The 16,915-nt window shown below is 59.6% G+C and carries 18 protein-coding genes; 7 read left to right on the forward strand and 11 right to left on the reverse strand.

Annotation, left to right across the window (positions count from 1 at the left end; genetic code table 11):
* Positions 1–2: 2 nt before the first annotated feature.
* Together qseC and qseB are read right to left on the reverse strand one after the other, a co-directional pair.
* Positions 3–1,361: a quorum sensing histidine kinase QseC gene (gene qseC, locus ACJ8QF_RS16320; protein ID WP_049189046.1), complete on the reverse strand. Its 1,359-nt coding sequence runs from the start codon at positions 1,359–1,361 to the stop codon at positions 3–5.
* Positions 1,358–2,020, reverse strand: coding sequence for a quorum sensing response regulator transcription factor QseB (qseB, locus tag ACJ8QF_RS16325; protein WP_004937550.1), 663 nt, complete (start codon positions 2,018–2,020; stop codon positions 1,358–1,360). The genes qseC and qseB overlap by 4 nt, the downstream gene beginning before the upstream one ends.
* A 166-nt stretch (positions 2,021–2,186) precedes the next feature.
* Here qseB and panB point away from each other — a divergent pair, with 166 nt between their 5' ends.
* The 3 genes from panB (at position 2,187) to panD (ending at position 4,385) form a co-directional block, all read left to right on the forward strand.
* On the forward strand, positions 2,187–2,981 hold the full coding sequence (gene panB, locus ACJ8QF_RS16330) for a 3-methyl-2-oxobutanoate hydroxymethyltransferase (RefSeq protein ID WP_004937548.1): 795 nt from the start codon (positions 2,187–2,189) through the stop codon (positions 2,979–2,981).
* 23 nt (positions 2,982–3,004) lie between these two features.
* A complete protein-coding gene (gene panC / locus ACJ8QF_RS16335) occupies positions 3,005–3,859 on the forward strand; it encodes a pantoate--beta-alanine ligase (RefSeq protein WP_442537687.1) in 855 nt (284 codons plus the stop codon).
* Between the two features lie 145 nt (positions 3,860–4,004).
* Positions 4,005–4,385, forward strand: coding sequence for an aspartate 1-decarboxylase (gene panD, locus ACJ8QF_RS16340; RefSeq protein WP_004937544.1), 381 nt, complete (start codon positions 4,005–4,007; stop codon positions 4,383–4,385).
* A 34-nt stretch (positions 4,386–4,419) separates the two neighbouring features.
* Here the strand turns inward: panD and ACJ8QF_RS16345 are convergent, their stop codons facing one another.
* From ACJ8QF_RS16345 to ACJ8QF_RS16355, 3 genes are all read right to left on the reverse strand, one after another.
* Positions 4,420–5,700, reverse strand: coding sequence for a polysaccharide deacetylase family protein (locus ACJ8QF_RS16345; RefSeq protein ID WP_015379029.1), 1,281 nt, complete (start codon positions 5,698–5,700; stop codon positions 4,420–4,422).
* 177 nt (positions 5,701–5,877) lie between these two features.
* The gene (locus tag ACJ8QF_RS16350) at positions 5,878–6,648 is read right to left on the reverse strand and encodes an ABC transporter permease (protein WP_004937535.1); all 771 of its coding nucleotides are present in this window, start codon (positions 6,646–6,648) and stop codon (positions 5,878–5,880) included.
* Complete coding sequence (locus tag ACJ8QF_RS16355; protein WP_004937534.1) at positions 6,645–7,568, reverse strand: ABC transporter ATP-binding protein; 924 nt, start codon at positions 7,566–7,568, stop codon at positions 6,645–6,647. The genes ACJ8QF_RS16350 and ACJ8QF_RS16355 overlap by 4 nt, the downstream gene beginning before the upstream one ends.
* A 210-nt stretch (positions 7,569–7,778) precedes the next feature.
* On the opposite strand from ACJ8QF_RS16355, the gene can reads away from it, so the two are divergent.
* Entirely contained in the window at positions 7,779–8,435 is a 657-nt protein-coding gene (gene can / locus ACJ8QF_RS16360; protein WP_015379031.1) for a carbonate dehydratase, read from the forward strand.
* Positions 8,436–8,473: 38 nt separating this feature from the next.
* On the opposite strand, the gene hpt is transcribed toward can, so the two are convergent.
* From hpt to cueO, 4 genes are all read right to left on the reverse strand, one after another.
* Positions 8,474–9,010 (reverse strand): hypoxanthine phosphoribosyltransferase, encoded by a 537-nt coding sequence (gene hpt / locus ACJ8QF_RS16365; RefSeq protein ID WP_048234659.1) that lies wholly within the window; start codon positions 9,008–9,010, stop codon positions 8,474–8,476.
* 90 nt (positions 9,011–9,100) lie between these two features.
* On the reverse strand, positions 9,101–9,376 hold the full coding sequence (locus ACJ8QF_RS16370; protein WP_004937524.1) for a type II toxin-antitoxin system RelE/ParE family toxin: 276 nt from the start codon (positions 9,374–9,376) through the stop codon (positions 9,101–9,103).
* Between the two features lie 5 nt (positions 9,377–9,381).
* Positions 9,382–9,573 carry a type II toxin-antitoxin system RelB family antitoxin gene (gene relB / locus ACJ8QF_RS16375; RefSeq protein WP_004937521.1) on the reverse strand — a complete coding sequence of 64 codons (192 nt, stop codon included), beginning with the start codon at positions 9,571–9,573 and terminating at the stop codon, positions 9,382–9,384.
* Positions 9,574–9,678: 105 nt separating this feature from the next.
* Positions 9,679–11,346: a multicopper oxidase CueO gene (cueO, locus tag ACJ8QF_RS16380; RefSeq protein ID WP_442537688.1), complete on the reverse strand. Its 1,668-nt coding sequence runs from the start codon at positions 11,344–11,346 to the stop codon at positions 9,679–9,681.
* 217 nt (positions 11,347–11,563) lie between these two features.
* Between cueO and ACJ8QF_RS16385 the strand changes: the two genes are divergently transcribed.
* The 3 genes from ACJ8QF_RS16385 to speD all read left to right on the forward strand — a co-directional run bounded on the left by ACJ8QF_RS16385 (position 11,564) and on the right by speD (position 13,722).
* Positions 11,564–11,911 (forward strand): YacC family pilotin-like protein, encoded by a 348-nt coding sequence (locus tag ACJ8QF_RS16385; protein WP_004937515.1) that lies wholly within the window; start codon positions 11,564–11,566, stop codon positions 11,909–11,911.
* Between the two features lie 125 nt (positions 11,912–12,036).
* Positions 12,037–12,900 (forward strand): polyamine aminopropyltransferase, encoded by an 864-nt coding sequence (speE, locus tag ACJ8QF_RS16390; protein ID WP_004937512.1) that lies wholly within the window; start codon positions 12,037–12,039, stop codon positions 12,898–12,900.
* 27 nt (positions 12,901–12,927) lie between these two features.
* Positions 12,928–13,722: an adenosylmethionine decarboxylase gene (gene speD / locus ACJ8QF_RS16395; RefSeq protein ID WP_004937510.1), complete on the forward strand. Its 795-nt coding sequence runs from the start codon at positions 12,928–12,930 to the stop codon at positions 13,720–13,722.
* A gap of 32 nt (positions 13,723–13,754) precedes the next feature.
* On the opposite strand, the gene yacL is transcribed toward speD, so the two are convergent.
* Positions 13,755–14,117 (reverse strand): protein YacL, encoded by a 363-nt coding sequence (yacL, locus tag ACJ8QF_RS16400; protein WP_016930072.1) that lies wholly within the window; start codon positions 14,115–14,117, stop codon positions 13,755–13,757.
* 139 nt (positions 14,118–14,256) lie between these two features.
* A complete protein-coding gene (acnB, locus tag ACJ8QF_RS16405; protein ID WP_004937504.1) occupies positions 14,257–16,854 on the reverse strand; it encodes a bifunctional aconitate hydratase 2/2-methylisocitrate dehydratase in 2,598 nt (865 codons plus the stop codon).
* Positions 16,855–16,915: the final 61 nt, after the last annotated feature.

Consider the following 16,915-nt stretch of genomic DNA (forward strand, 5'->3'; position numbering starts at 1 on the left):
GCCTACAGCGCCAACCGCGCGACAAATCCCCCCGCCGGGCGATTGGCAAAACTGATCTGTAAACCATGCAAGCCGGCAATACGCTGTACGATCGAGAGCCCCAGCCCGCTGCCGGTCTGTTCCTGCCCCGGCGGGCGATAGAAGCGCTCTCCGAGCCGCGCCAGATGCTCAGTGGTGACACCCGGACCGTCGTCCTCCACCGTCAACGAACGTTCGCTCAACGTCACGGTGACGACGCCGCCCTGCGGGGTATAGCGCACCGCGTTGTCCAGCAGATTGCGCAACAGCAGCGACAGCAGCAAGGTTTCTCCCTGACGCGGCGGCGGCGTTCCCCGATGTTCATAGCGTAGCGTCACGCCCGCCGCATGCGCCTGCCGATCCTGTTCCGCCAGGGTCATCGTCACCAGATTGTTCCAGTCGATCGGCGCCAGTTCGGCCAGATCCGACAGCGAATCCAGCCGCGACAGCGTCAGCAGTTGATCCACCAGCCGGGTGGCGCGATCGATGCCGAGCGTCAGATTGTCCAGCGCGTGCTCGCGCATCGGCGCATCGTCCCCCGCCAGCTGCACCACTTCGGTCTGCACCCGCAGCGCCGCCAGCGGGCTGCGCAACTCGTGCGCGGCATCGGAGGTGAAACGTCGCTCCCGCACCAGCAACGCATTGATGCGGGCGAACAGCGCATTGAGCGCATCCACCAGCGGGCGCACCTCGGTCGGCACCTGGCGCGCGTCCAGCGGCGTCGCATCATCGGGCGCGCGCCGGCGCAAACCGGCGGCTACCGTGCGCAATGGCCGCAGCTCGCGCCCGACCATCAGCGCGATCAGCAGCATCAGCACCGGCAGCGTCACCAGCCAGGGCACCAGTTGGCCGGTCACCATGCCCAGCGCCATATCGCGCCGGTAATCCCACTCCTGGCCGACCACGATGCGGTAGCGCCCGTCCGGGCTGGTCAGCCACACCAGGCGCCAGCTGTCGTCATCGCCTTTGCGCTCGCCGTCGGTAAACCCCTCACGCTCCCCATCAAACAGGAAGTCGGCACCGTTCTCGCCGTCGTTGAGCAGCATCTTGCCCTGGCGATCGAAGATGGCGAACGCCAGCGCGTCGTCGTCCTGCTCGCCGCGCTTGCCGTGATGCACCAGCTTCTTGGTTTTCGGCAGGCTGCGCGCGCTTTCATCGGCCAACAGATCGCCGAGGTTGGCGGTCGCCAGCCGTTTGGCGAACAGCATCTGTTGGGTGTCGAACACTTCGTTGATGGTATTGCGCGACATCACCCAGGCCACCACGCTGGCGGTGCACCAGGTCAGCAGCGCCAGCAGGCTGAAGATCAGGATCAGGCGCAGCCGCAGGCTGAGACGCTTCACGGCGCATCCCCCAGCGTGTAACCCACGCCGTGGATGGTACGGATGAAGCCGTTACCCAGCTTGCGCCGCAGGTGGTGAATATGCACCTCCACCGCGTTACTGCTCACTTCGTCGTCCCAGTTGTACAGTTTCTCCTGAATCAACGGCCGCGCCAGCACGCGCCCTTTGTTGTGCAGAAACAGCTCCAGTACCGCCAATTCGCGCGGCGTCAGCGTCACCGGCTCGCCGTTGCAGCTCACGCTGCGGGTGGCGCTGTCGAACACCACGTTGCCATGCGTCAGCTGCGGCATCAGTTGGCCGTGGCGACGGCGGATCAGCGCCTGCAGGCGCGCCGCCACTTCGGCCAGCGCGAACGGCTTGCACAGATAATCGTCGGCACCGCTTTGCAACCCGCTGACCCGCTGCTCCAGCGCATCGCGGGCGGTGAGGATCAGCACCGGCACGTCCTGCCCGGCCTGGCGCCACTGGCGCAGCAGATCCAGGCCGTCGAGGCCCGGCAGGCTGAGATCGAGGATCACCGCGTCGTACGGCGCGCTGTCCAGCGCATTTTTGCCGACGGCGCCGTCGGTGAACCAGTCCAGATTGAAGCCGAGTTTGGTCAGCCCGGCCTTGATGCCGTCCCCGATCAGTTTGTCATCTTCGATCAACAGAATTCGCATGAGTATCCCTTTTGAGTCTTGGCGCCATTGCACCACAAGGTTCTTAAGAACCGCTTAAGCATGGCGATCCGCGCTACCCACCCCGATCGGGTTACAGTAGAATGACTGCACTTTTTTGCAGCCTGGGCCTGCGTACGCCGCACGGCCCGTTTCAGGAGACGTTGTGATGAAACCCACCACCGTGACCCACTTGCGCCAGTGGAAACAGGAGCAACGCAAGTTTGCTACCCTTACCGCCTACGATGCCAGCTTTGCCAAACTGTTTGAAGAGCAAGGCATCAAAGTCCTGTTGGTGGGCGATTCGCTGGGCATGACGCTGCAGGGCCACGACTCCACGCTGCCGGTCACCGTCGCCGACGTGGCCTATCACACGCGCGCCGTGCGCCGCGGCGCGCCGGCCTGTCTGCTGCTGGCCGATCTGCCGTTCATGAGTTACGCCACCCCGGAACAGACCTTCGCCAACGCCGCCGAGCTGATGCGCGCCGGCGCCAACATGGTGAAACTGGAAGGCGGCAGCTGGTTGTGCGACACGGTGAAAATGCTCGCCGAGCGCGCGGTGCCGGTATGCGGCCACCTGGGCCTGACGCCGCAGTCGGTCAACGTGTTCGGCGGTTATAAGGTGCAAGGGCGCGACGAACTGGCCGCCAAGCAGCTGTTGCAGGACGCGCAGAATCTGGAACTGGCCGGCATTCAGCTGCTGGTGCTGGAATGCGTGCCGACCGAGCTGGCGCGCCAGATCACCGAAGCGCTCTCCATTCCGGTCATCGGCATCGGCGCCGGCAACGGCACCGACGGCCAGATCCTGGTGATGCACGACGCCTTCGGCATCACCGGCGGCCACACGCCGAAGTTCGCCAAGAACTTCCTGGCGCAGAGCGGCGATATCCGCACGGCGGTGCAGCACTACATTCAGGAAGTGGAGCAAGGCCTCTACCCGGCGGCTGAACACTCTTTTAACTAAGCGATGGTTCCAGGAGTCACCCAATGATTATTATCGAAACCCTGCCGATGCTGCGTCAGCAGATCCGCCGCTGGCGCCAGGAAGGCAAACGCATCGCGCTGGTGCCGACCATGGGCAACCTGCACGACGGCCACATGACGCTGGTCGATGAAGCGCGCGCCCGCGCCGACGTGGTGGTGGTGAGCATCTTCGTTAACCCGATGCAGTTCGATCGCCCGGACGATCTGGCGCGCTACCCGCGCACGCTGCAGGAAGACAGCGAAAAGCTGACCCGCCGCGGTGTCGATCTGGTGTTCGCGCCGGCCCCGGCCGCGGTTTATCCGCAGGGCCTGGAGCAGCAGACCTACGTCGACGTGCCGGGCATCTCCACCATCCTGGAAGGCGCCAGCCGGCCGGGCCACTTCCGCGGCGTTTCCACCATCGTCAGCAAGCTGTTCAACCTGGTGCAGCCTGATTTGGCCTGTTTCGGCGAGAAGGATTACCAACAGCTGGCGCTGATCCGCAAAATGGTGGCGGACATGGGTTACGGCATCGATATCGTCGGCGTGCCGACCGTGCGCGCCAAAGACGGCCTGGCCCTCAGCTCGCGCAACGGCTACCTGACCGCCGAAGAGCGCAAGGTAGCGCCGCAGCTGAGCAAGATCATGAACGCACTTGCGCAACAGCTGGCCAATGGCGAGCGCCAGATCGAAGCGCTGCTGGAGCAGACCGCCGAGCAGCTGCGCGCCGCCGGCTTTACGCCGGATGAGCTGTTTATTCGCGACGCCGACAGCCTGCAGCCGCTGACGGTGGACAGCCGGCGAGCGGTGGTGCTGATGGCCGCCTGGCTGGGCAAAGCGCGGCTTATCGACAACCAGCAGGTTGACCTGACGCTGTAAGTCATTTTTTATACTGTCGTCACCCTACCGCCCTGACCATAGGTAGACAATGGCGGGGCAATCGGTGACGATAGAGATTGCAGGGATGCAGGAGAGATGTTCAACCCCAACGCCTGTGAAGGCCGATATTCAGTTAGGTAAAGCTATGATACGTACTATGCTGCAAGGCAAGCTGCATCGCGTCAAAGTCACTCAGGCTGACTTGCACTATGAAGGATCCTGCGCCATCGATCAGGATTTCCTGGAAGCGGCCGGCATTCTGGAATATGAAGCGATCGATATCTACAACGTGGATAACGGCCAGCGCTTCTCCACCTACGCCATCGCCGCCGAGCGCGGTTCGCGCATCATTTCGGTCAACGGCGCCGCCGCGCGCTGCGCCTGCGTCGGCGACAAACTGATCATCTGCTCCTATGTGCAAATGACCGACGCCGACGCCCGCCAACACCACCCGAAAGTCGCCTATTTTGAAGGTGACAACAACCTGCAGCGCAAGGCGAAAGCCGTGCCGGTTCAGGTCGCCTGACAATAAAACGGGCGCCTTGCGCGCCCGTTCTTCCTTATTGCACCACCACCGTGCCCGGCTTGTTGGCTATCCGATCCGCCATGGTCTGGATCGAGTCGGTGCGCAGAATATACAGCCGCTTTAGCGTATAGGGGTTATCCCCCGGCTTTACCTTGCCCTGCACCGTGGTCACCGCCAGATGGAAACCGGCGTCCTGCGCCGCCTGAATCGCCCGTTGGTTATAGCCGCCGAACGGGTAAGACAGATACAGCACGTGCGGATTGAACTGCGACAGCGCGCGGCGTGAGCGCTCAAAATCAAACTCGATATTGTGCAGCGAACGGCTCAGCAAAATCGGCTGGCGATTACCGTCGGTGCGGTGCAGGAAATGGGTATGCGACTGCACGTCGAACACGTCCTGAATCTGCTTGAGCTCCGAGACGCTCATAAACTGCAGCGAGTCCGGGTTCCATTTCTGCGGATGGCGCTTGATGCGCGAAGAGATGATGAACGCCGTCGCGCGGAAACCGTAATCCTTCAATACCGGGTAAGCGTAGCGATACACCGATTTCAGCCCGTCGTCGAAGGTCAGCACGACCGCCTTGCCCGGCAGGTTGATCTGATTTTTCAGGTAGGCTTCCAGCTGGTACAGCGAAATGGTGTCGTAGCCCGCCTGCTTCAGGTAGGTCATCTGGTTGCTGAACGCCACGTCTGAAGTGGTGGTCGAGGTGTGGCGGAAGCGTTTGTTCTCTTCGTTTTTCAGCAGGTGGTGGTAAGTCAGCACCGGTATGCCGTTATCGATCTCGCAGTCCAACTCATTAATGAACCCCAGCCGCTCGCCGATGTTGACTTCGTACCAGGTGTTGTTCAGGCGATCCTTCAGCTTGCCGATGATCGGATAGCGCAGGTTGCCTTCCAGCGTGCCCAATACCTCGCTGTCCTTGTCCGCTGCGGTGTATACGTCGATCGTTTTTTGCGTGATCAGATTCTGGTTGGTCAGCGGTTTGTTCAGCTCGCCCAGATCGTCTTGCACCTTGCGCGACTTCTTCAATTCACGCACGTCGTCTTTATCGATAAAGCCGGTACCGTGCCCGAATTTGAATTCGTAGTATTCCGCATCCGCCGGGAAGACTTGGAGCAGTTGCCCGCGCTTCACTTCCCCTACCGGGATCACATGCTCGCCCACCAACGCATAGACTTCGCTATCGCGCTGCGCTTCCATGTATTCAGATTTAACCGCGCTGTCTTCCGACAGCAGACTAGCCAGGCTCACAGGGGAAACCAACGACATCAGAATGCCGAGCAACCCAGCCGTTAACGTGTATTGAGACCGCATGATGATGTTCTGCTTACGAGTGCGTAATGACAAAAGTGGAGGAAATGTGGAGCGCCAGCATAGCACGATTTGAACAGCGGGGAACTAGCGGTTATTTGAGCAATTCTATTGATTTACGCGCCGCCTGCGCCAAATCAAGAAAAACGCCCCCGCCGGGAAAGCGAGGGCGCGATACGATCAGCTGCGCAGGCCGCGGCCGCGCTCGATCAGGTACCAGGACAGCAGGTAAAACACCGCGATAAACGCCACCAACACCGCCATGGTGAACGCCAGCGGCACGTCGTTGATGCCGAGGAAACCGTAGCGGAAGCCGCTGATCATATAAACGATGGGGTTCAGCTTGGACACCGCCTGCCAGAATGGCGGCAGCAGCGACAGCGAGTAGAACACCCCGCCCAGGTAAGTCAGCGGCGTCAGCACGAAGGTCGGGATCAGGCTGATGTCGTCGAAAGTAGTGGCGAACACCGCATTGATCAGCCCCGCCAGCGAGAACAGGATCGCCGTCAGCAGCAGCGTCAGCGCAATCACCCACCAGGCGTGCACCTGCAGCGGCACGAAGAACAGTGAGATGATGGTCACCAGCACGCCGACGCAGATGCCGCGCGCCACGCCGCCGCCGACATAGCCGGCGATCACCACGTGGGTCGGCACCGGCGCCACCAGCAGTTCCTCAATGTTGCGCTGAAACTTGGCGCTGAAGAACGACGAGGCGACGTTGGCATAGGAGTTGGTGATGACCGCCATCATGATGAGGCCGGGCACGATGAACTGCATGTAGCTGAAGCCGTGCATATCGCCAATGCGCGAGCCGATCAGGTTACCGAAGATGATGAAGTACAGCGTCATGGTGATCACCGGCGGCACCAGGGTCTGGATCCAGATGCGCGCGAACCGGTTTACCTCTTTGGCCCAGATGCTCTGTAAGGCCACCCAATACAAACGCGTCATGCTTTCTCTCCATTGCCGTTAACCAGGGTGACAAACAGCTCTTCCAGGCGGTTCGCCTTATTGCGCATGCTCAGCACCTGCACGCCCTGCGCGCTCAGCTGGGCGAACAGGCCGTTCAGCCCTTGCTCGCGCATCACCTCCACTTCCAGCGTCGAGGTATCCGTCAGGCGGCTGCGGTAACCGTCCAGCTTCGGCAGCGGGCTCTTCGCCGCCAGATCGAGGATGAAGGTTTCCGACTTCAGCTTGGCCAACAGCCCCTTCATCGAGGTGTTTTCCACCAGTTCCCCGTTCTGGATGATGCCGATATTGCGGCACAGCATTTCCGCCTCTTCCAGATAGTGGGTGGTGAGGATAATGGTGGTGCCCTGGGCGTTCAGATCTTTCAGGAAGCCCCACATCGAGCGACGCAGCTCAATATCCACCCCGGCTGTCGGCTCATCGAGGATCAGCAGCTTCGGCTGATGCATCAGCGCGCGGGCGATCATCAGGCGGCGCTTCATGCCGCCGGACAGCATGCGGGCGCGCTCGTTGCGCTTGCCCCACAGATCCAGCTGATTGAGGTATTTTTCGGCGCGCGCCATCGCTTCACGCCGCGTGACGCCGTAGTAACCCGCCTGGTTCACCACGATCTGCAACACGGTCTCAAACGGATTGAAGTTGAACTCCTGCGGCACCAGGCCGAGCTGGCGCTTGGCGTTGACGATGTCTTTATCGATGTCGTAACCGAATACCCGTACGCTGCCGGCCGTTTTGTTCACCAGCGAGCTGATGATGCCGATGGTGGTGGACTTTCCGGCGCCGTTTGGCCCCAGCAGGGCATAAAAATCCCCCGCTTCGACGCTCAGGTCAATGCCGCGCAGCGCCTTGACGCCACCGGCGTAAGTCTTGGTCAGCTGCGCTAATTCCAGTGCATAATTCATATGTAAAATAGTACCTTATAACGATGAGTATGCCGCCACCCCCCTGTTTGCGAGGCTTGAAACACTAACGATAATCCTAGCATCGGCGACATTTTCACTGCGTCGAATCCGTGCGCTAAATGAGGCTGCACCACTGTTCCGATTTCCAAATTGTGACGCTTACCCTATATTACCCCAACGCAATCTGTCCGTTACGGGTCAATCACCTCCATGAAAGAAATCGAAGAGCTTATCGCCAACAACCAGGCCTGGTCGGCCAATATCAGTCAGGAAGACCCGGATTTTTTTGAACGTTTAGCCCAGGCGCAAAAGCCCCGCTTCTTATGGATTGGTTGCTCTGACAGCCGCGTTCCCGCAGAACGCCTGACCGGCCTCGAGCCGGGTGAACTGTTCGTCCATCGCAACGTGGCGAACCTCGTAATCCACACCGATCTTAACTGCCTGTCGGTGGTGCAGTATGCGGTAGATGTGCTGGAAGTCGAACACATCATCATCTGCGGCCACCTGGGCTGCGGCGGCGTGCAGGCGGCGGTGGAAAACCCGGAGCTGGGTTTGATCGACAACTGGCTGCTGCACATTCGCGATCTGTGGTACAAGCACAGCTCGCTGCTGGGCGAGCTGCCGCCGGAACAGCGTTTCGACATGCTGTGCGAGATCAACGTCATTGAACAGGTGTACAACCTGGGCCACTCCACCATCATGCAATCGGCCTGGAAGCGCGGCCAGAAGGTGATGATCCACGGTTGGGTGTACGGCATTCAGGACGGCCGCCTGCGCGATATGGAAGTGCTGGCGACCAGCCGCGAGAGCCTGGAGATGGGCTACCGCAAAGCGATAGCCAAACTGAAGCAGGATAAAGGCGTATAACCCCGCCGCGGGCGCGGCTTGCCGCGCCCCACATCCAATTACTCGTCCAGCAGCACCACTTTGCCGACGTACGGCAGGTGACGATAACGCTGAGCGTAGTCGATGCCATACCCCACCACGAACTCATCCGGGATCGAGAAGCCGACATATTCAACCGGCACCTGCACTTCACGGCGCTCAGGTTTGTCCAGCAAGGTGCAAATCGCCAGCGACTTCGGCCCGCGCAGCGCCAAAATCTCGCGCACTTTGTTCAGCGTGTTACCGGAATCGATGATGTCTTCCACGATCAGCACGTCTTTGCCGCGAATGTCTTCGTCCAGATCCTTGAGGATCTTCACGTCGCGGGTGGTGGACATGCCGCTGCCGTAGCTGGAGGCGGTCATAAAGTCGACTTCGTGCGGCACGTCGATCGCGCGGCAGAGATCGGCCATGAACATGAAGGAGCCGCGCAGCAGCCCGACCAGCACCATGTCGCTGCCGCTGTCGCGGTAATGTTCGGTGATCTGGCGGCCAAGTTCGGCGATACGGGTCTTAACTTCCTGCTCGGAAATCATTACGTCTACAGTGTGTTTCATAGTATTCAGGTCAGTTGCCGGAAGAAAGGTGCGGAGTTTAGCATAGGCCGTTACGAGTTGCCTCTCTCCCGGACAGGGGAGTTTTCTTTATTAAGGGTATTCCTGACGAGCATGCAGGACACCCACTATTTCAATATGTGCAGCCAGCACGCGGTAAACCACAATGTAATTAGGATGAACGACCATTTCACGCGTCCCGTTTACCCTGCCTGGCCGGAACAGATAAGGATGTTCTGCTAACGGGATAACCGACTCTTCAATGCGTTGCAACAGAGCCTCAGCGGCAACGGGATTTCGCTCCGCGATAAAGGCAAGCAGCGTGTATAAACCCGTTTTTGCTTCGTCAGTCCATTTGACGATCAACATGAAGGTCAGGCCGATTTTCTTTTGGCTTTTGCCTGTTCGATAATGTGTCGAGCACCGGCCATGACCTCGTCATGGGGGACGCGCGGGGTGTCGCTATTGATGGAAGATTCCACCGTGCTTCTGAACCAACGATCATAGCTATCAGCCTGCTCTTGAGTCTCAAACTCAGAAACGATGGGATCCAATTTTGTCGGCATGACGCACTCCTCAACAGCTGATATTTTAATCAGTATAACGACTTCCTTTCATTGAACCAAGCGGTGGCGACGCGAGCGCGCCGCCACATGAGCGCCGGGCCGCGATCATTCGTCGACGGTAAAGCCCATCATCATGCCGGTATCTTCGTGTTCCAACAGGTGGCAGTGGGCCATATACGCATGTTCGCTGCTTGCCGGATGATCGAAGCGCACCAGCACTTCGCTGCGCCACCCTTCGACGCGCACCGTGTCCTTCCAGCCGCTGCGATGCGCCGCCGGCGGTTTGCCGTTTTCAGACAAGATACGGAACTGGGTGCCGTGAATGTGGAACGGGTGCAACATCATGTCGCCCTCGCCGGAAATGGTCCATTTCTCATACTGGCCAAGTTTGGCGGCGAACATCGGCTTGGTCATGTCGAAGGCCTTGCCGTTGATCATGTTGCCGTGGCTGAAGTCGAACGGTTTGGCTTTACCCTGCGCGCCGCCGTGATCCATCCCGGCCATCTTGCCATGATCCATGCCTTTCATGTTGCCGTGATCCATGCCCTGCATGCCGCCCTTCTCCATGCCTTTCATGTTACCGTGGTCCATGCCTTGCATGTCTGCGCCACCCGTCGCGCCATGATTCATGCTCATGCCGGCCATCGCCTGGTGGCCATAGCGATCCATCAGCGCCTGCATGCCCAGCATATCCAGCTGCGGATCCATCATCAGCTGTAGCCAGCGCTCCTGGATACCGGCGGTGGCAGGCAATGTCGGCAGCTTCACCAGGCTATCCGGCATGGCTTTAATGCCCTGCGCCAGCGAGGGCTGAATGCGCAGCACCGGCAGCGGTTGATCGAACGGCGCCAACGTCATGCCCATCTGCTTCACCGGCAACGTCACGATATCGAATGCTTTCCCATCCGAGGCATCGACCAGCACTTCAAAGCGTTCGCCCATCAGCATCGGCAGCTCGGTCAGCTTCACCGGCTCCGCCAGGAAACCGCCGTCGCTGGCGATAACGTACAGCGGACGATTGTCACTGGCCGCCAGATTCAGCGAGCGGGCGTTACAACCGTTGAGGAAACGTAGACGCAGCCAGCCGCGCGGCGCCAGATGTTGAGGATACTGCGCGCCGTTGGTGAACATGCGATCGCCAAACCAGCCCACCGCCGCGCTCATCACGTCCAGGCGGTATTCGATCTGCGCGTCTTTGCCCAACCGCTTATCCTGCAGGATCACCGGAATATCATCCTGCCCCCAGGTTTTCGGCAGCGGCAGTTTGGCGCTTTCGTCATCTTCCAGCAGCACCAGCCCCGCCAGCCCCATCATCACCTGGCTGCCGGTTTTACCGTGCGTATGCGGGTGGAACCAGCAGGTGGCCGCCGGTTGATCAACGGTGAAATTCACCGTGCGCGTCGCGCCGGGATGGATCAGCGCCTGCGGGCCGCCATCGACGTCGCCGGGAATTTCCAGGCCGTGCCAGTGGACGGTACTGGCCTCCGCCAGGCGGTTTTTGATATCGACCGTCACCGGCTGGCCACGCTGCAGCTTCACCGCCGGCCCAAGCAGCGCGCCGTTGAATCCCCAGGTTTTGGTGGCGGCGCCGGGCAACCAGCGGGTTTCCCCCGCCTGCAGCGCCAGCGCAATCTTTCCCTGCGCGTCGGGCGTCAACAGCGGCGGTACCGGCAGGGCCGGCCGCTCGGCCGCTAAGGCGGCTCGGCTCCATAACGGCAATGCGCTCGCCGCGCCCAGCGCGGCGGTTAATTTAATAAAATCACGGCGTAACATCGCTGACTCCCTTTTCTCAGTGACATAACTCAATGCCGCCAGCCTAAACCTTCCCCCAGGCGGAAGGTCAAGCCTTTCCTGGCGGTATTTTAAGCTATGCCTCACAATCAAGAGAGTGTGACTGGCAAGCGCGACGCCGGCCCGCCGGCAATAAAATTTGGTGCCTTTACAGACAAGTGTGGTAACGTCAGCAGACGACAAACAGGCCTATTTCATGATGAAAAAAACAACGTTATCGATGCTGTTGCTGGCGATGCTGGGCTTCTCCAACGCCAGTCTGGCGCTGAATGAATCCGAGGCGGAAGATCTGGCCGATCTGACGGCGGTATTTATTTATTTGAAAAATGATTGCGGCTACAACGATTTGCCAAACGCGCAAATCAAACGCGCCATTGTCTATTTCGCGCAACAAAACCGCTGGGATTTGAGCAACTACAACAGTTTCAATATGAAGGCGCTGGGCGAAGACAGCTATCGCGATCTCAGCGGCATCGCCATTCCAACGCCCAAGAAGTGCAAATCGCTGGCGCGCGACTCGTTGAGCCTGCTGGCCTACGCCAATTAATTCTTTCCCCTTCTCCCATCCGCTTAACGCTCTCTCTGTCTGAAATTCAACCGTGCATCGCCAGGCAGAGTTAGCTATGATGTTGCGCCGATTTTTCATGGCTGTTATTACGGAGTTTCCCGCACATGACCCAGAAAGAAATTTGGTACGAAACGCTGCATACGGGCTTCGGCCAGTACTTCTCGGTAGAGAAGGTGCTGTACCGCGAGAAGACCGATCATCAGGATCTGGTGATCTTCGAGAACCCGGAGCTGGGGCGCGTGATGGCGCTCGACGGCGTGGTGCAAACCACCGAGCGTGACGAGTTCATCTATCACGAAATGCTGACCCACGTGCCGCTGCTGGCGCACGGCCGGGCGAAGAAAGTACTGATCATCGGCGGCGGCGACGGCGGCATGCTGCGCGAAGTCAGCCGGCACCCTGGCGTGGAGCAGATCACCATGGTCGAGATCGACGCCGGCGTCGTCGAGTTCTGCCGCCAGTACCTGCCCAACCACAGCGCCGGCGCCTATGACGATCCGCGCTTCAAGCTGGTGATCGACGACGGCGTCAACTTCGTGAATCAAACCGACGAAACGTTCGATGTGATCATCTCCGACTGCACCGATCCGATCGGCCCCGGCGAAAGCCTGTTCACCTCGGCGTTTTATGAAGGCTGCGCCCGCTGCCTGAATGAGGGCGGCATTTTCGTCGCGCAAAACGGCGTCTGTTTTCTGCAGCAGGACGAGGCGGTCAACAGCCACGCCAAACTGAGCCGCTACTTTAGCGACGTCAGCTTCTATCAGGCGGCGATCCCGACCTATTACGGCGGCATCATGACCTTCGCCTGGGCGAGCCAGGACCCGGCGCTGCGCCAGCGCGATCTGCCTGCCCTGCAACAGCGCTTTAACCAAAGCGGCCTACACTGCCGTTATTACAACCCGGCAATTCACGTCGGCAGCTTTGCCCTGCCGCAATATTTGCTCAATGCCCTGAACGTAACACGTTAAGCGAGAAGATAAAGGAGGTGGCCCAAATTGCATAAGCTAAAACTGCACGGCTTCAACAACCTGACCAAGAGCCTGAGTTTTTGTATTTACGATATTTGTTACGCCAAAACCGCGGACGATCGCGACGGCTATATCGCCTACATAGACGAACAATATAACGCCAACCGGCTGACCGAGATCCTGAGCGAAACCTGCTCGATCATCGGCGCCAATATTCTGAACATCGCGCGTCAGGACTACGAGCCGCAGGGCGCCAGCGTCACCATCCTGGTCAGCGAAGAGCCGATCGATCCGAAAGACGTCGATACGTCGGAACACCCCGGTCCGCTGCCAAATACGGTCGTCGCGCACCTGGACAAAAGCCATATCTGCGTACACACCTACCCGGAAAGCCATCCGGAAGGCGGGCTGTGCACCTTCCGCGCCGATATCGAGGTTTCGACCTGCGGCGTAATTTCGCCCCTCAAGGCGCTGAACTATTTAATTCACCAGCTGGAATCCGACATCGTCACCATGGACTATCGCGTGCGTGGTTTTACCCGCGACGTGAACGGCGTGAAACATTACATCGATCATGAGATTAATTCGATCCAGAACTTTATGTCGGAAGACATCAAGGCGCTGTACCACATGATGGACGTGAACGTTTACCAGGAAAATATCTTCCATACCAAGATGTTGCTGAAGGATTTCGATCTGAAGCACTACCTGTTTAACGCGGAGCCGGAGGCGTTGAGCGCCGCCGAGCGCAAGCAGATCACCGATCTGTTATGGAAAGAGATGCAGGAAATCTATTACGGCCGCAATATTCCGCATCTGTGATGGAAAGGGCGCGGCACGCCGCGCCCTGATGCTTAGTACTTCAGCATGAAAGAACGATAGGCTTTCAACACCCGCAGGAAATCCTCAACGCCGCAGAATGAGAGGCTTTCTTCGTCGTAATAGTTCATCCCCTCTTCCATTTCATCGCCCTCGAACTCCAGCTGATTGGCGCGGATCATCACTTCTTCACCATCCATCAGCAGCGTATATTCATGGCCTTCCAGCTGCCATTGACGCTCGCTGCCTTTGACCTCGGCCGCACCGGCTTCAATGCGGTCCAGCAGGTTGAAATCGCCTTTGACTTCTTCGTTGATCCAGTGGCCAATCGCTTCATGCCCCATCGAAAATCTGACGATCACCTGACCGGTGACGTCACGCAGAAATTCGTAATCCATAGCATGCCCTCCTGAGCCCTTTTTCTTAGTGTAAACATAAATGGCTGACTAACTCAGTGAGCGCTCGCAAAGTTGGCAACTGAGCAAAATAAAACGGGAGGCCAAGGCCTCCCGTTAAACAGCTGCGCAATATAGCGGCTTACACGGCGGTTTGGAAGATCACGCCGTCGGCTTTTTCGGTGTACTGCCCCAGCTGGTCAAAGTTCAGGTAGCGGTAGGTATCCGCCGCCGTCTTGTCGACCTGCGCCATATAGGTCTGGTACTCGTCCGGCGTCGGCAGGCGGCCCAGCAGGGACGCTACCGCGGCCAGTTCGGCAGACGCCAGATAGACGTTGGCGCCGGTGCCCAGACGGTTCGGGAAGTTACGGGTTGAGGTGGAGACCACCGTCGCGCCGTCCGCCACGCGCGCCTGGTTACCCATGCACAGCGAGCAGCCCGGGATCTCGATACGCGCGCCGCTCTTGCCGAAGACGCTGTAGTAGCCTTCTTCGGTCAGCTGAGCCGCATCCATCTTGGTTGGCGGCGCCACCCACAGACGGGTCGGCAGCTGGCCCTTGTGCTGATCCAGCAGCTTGCCGGCCGCACGGAAGTGGCCGATGTTGGTCATGCAAGAACCGATGAACACTTCATCGATTTTGCTGTTGGCCACGTCGGACAGCAGGCGTGCGTCGTCAGGATCGTTCGGTGCGCACAGGATCGGCTCTTTGATCTCGTTCAGATCGATGTCGATCACCGCTGCGTATTCCGCATCCGCATCGCCTTCCAGCAGTTGCGGATCCGCCAGCCATTTTTCCATGCCCTGAATACGGCGCTCCAGCGTACGGCGATCGCCGTAGCCTTCGGAGATCATCCACTTCAGCAGCACGATGTTGGAGTTCAGGTACTCTTCGATCGGCGCCTTGTCCAGCTTGATGGTACAACCGGCGGCGGAACGTTCGGCGGACGCATCGGTCAGCTCAAACGCCTGCTCGACCTTCAGATCCGGCAGGCCTTCGATCTCCAGAATGCGGCCGGAGAAGATGTTTTTCTTGCCCTTCTTCTCGACGGTCAGCAGACCTTGCTGGATCGCGTAGTAAGGGATGGCGTGCACCAGATCGCGCAGGGTGATGCCCGGCTGCATTTTGCCTTTGAAGCGCACCAGCACCGACTCAGGCATATCCAGCGGCATGACGCCGGTCGCGGCGGCAAACGCCACCAGGCCGGAACCGGCCGGGAAGGAGATGCCGATCGGGAAGCGGGTATGGGAATCGCCGCCGGTGCCGACGGTGTCAGGCAGCAGCATGCGGTTCAGCCAGGAGTGGATCACGCCGTCGCCCGGGCGCAGCGAGACGCCGCCGCGGTTCATGATGAAATCAGGCAGCGTGTGGTGCGTGGTCACGTCGACCGGTTTCGGGTACGCAGCGGTGTGGCAGAACGACTGCATGACCAGATCGGCGGAGAAGCCGAGGCAGGCCAGGTCTTTCAGCTCATCGCGGGTCATCGGGCCGGTGGTGTCCTGAGAGCCGACGGAGGTCATCTTCGGTTCGCAGTATTCGCCAGGGCGAATGCCGGCGACGCCGCAGGCGCGGCCGACCATTTTCTGCGCCAGCGAGAAGCCTTTGCTGCTGGCGGCTACCGGTTTGGCGATGCGGAACACGTCGCTGTGCGGCAGACCCAGCGCTTCGCGCGCCTTGGTGGTCAGGCCGCGGCCGATGATCAGCGGGATACGGCCGCCGGCGCGCACTTCATCCAGCAGCACGTCGGTTTTCAGCTCGAAGTTGGCGATCAGCGCGCCGGTCTCGTGGTTGCGCACTTCACCTTTGTACGGGTAAACGTCAATCACGTCGCCCATGTTCAGCTCGGACACGTCCACTTCGATCGGCAAGGCGCCGGCATCTTCCATGGTGTTGAAGAAGATAGGCGCAATCTTGCCGCCCAGCACCACGCCGCCGCCGCGCTTGTTCGGCACGTGCGGGATGTCGTCGCCCATGAACCACAGCACCGAGTTGGTGGCGGATTTACGGGAGGAACCGGTGCCGACCACGTCGCCGACGTAGGCCAGCGGGAAGCCTTTCTTGTTCAGCAGCTCGATCTGTTTGATCGGGCCGACGCTGCCAGGCTGATCCGGCACGATGCCTTCACGTTCGTTTTTCAGCATCGCCAGCGCGTGCAGCGGGATGTCCGGGCGCGACCAGGCGTCCGGCGCCGGAGACAGGTCGTCGGTGTTGGTTTCGCCGGTCACTTTGAACACGGTGACGGTGATCTTTTCCGCCAGTTCCGGGCGCGACAGGTACCATTCGGCATCGGCCCAGGACTGCATGATCTGTTTGGCGTGCGGGTTACCGGCCTTGGCCTTCTCTTCCACGTCGTAGAAGTTGTCGAACATCAGCAGCGTGTGGGACAGCGCTTTGGCGGCGATCGGCGCCAGCTTTTCGTTGTCCAGCGCTTCGATCAGCGGATGAATGTTATAGCCACCCTGCATGGTGCCTAACAGTTCAATGGCTTTCTCGGGGGTAACCAGGGGGGATGTCGCTTCACCTTTGGCGATGGCCGCCAGGAAACCTGCTTTGACGTAGGCGGCTTCGTCGACGCCCGGTGGAACACGGTTAATCAGCAGGTCTAACAGGAATTCTTCTTCGCCTTTTGGCGGATTCTTCAGTAGTTCGACCAGCGCGGCCATTTGGGTGGCGTCTAGCGGCTTAGGGGCGATGCCCTCAGCAGCACGCTCGGCTACGTGCTTACGGTATTCTTCTAGCACGACGTTCTCCTCGCTCTCATTGTCATTTATTGTGCCTGGCGTATATGCAAACCGGGTTTAT

The sequence above is a fragment of the Serratia sp. CY81684 genome (assembly GCF_052166595.1).
GTDB classification, from domain to species: domain Bacteria; phylum Pseudomonadota; class Gammaproteobacteria; order Enterobacterales; family Enterobacteriaceae; genus Serratia; species Serratia nematodiphila.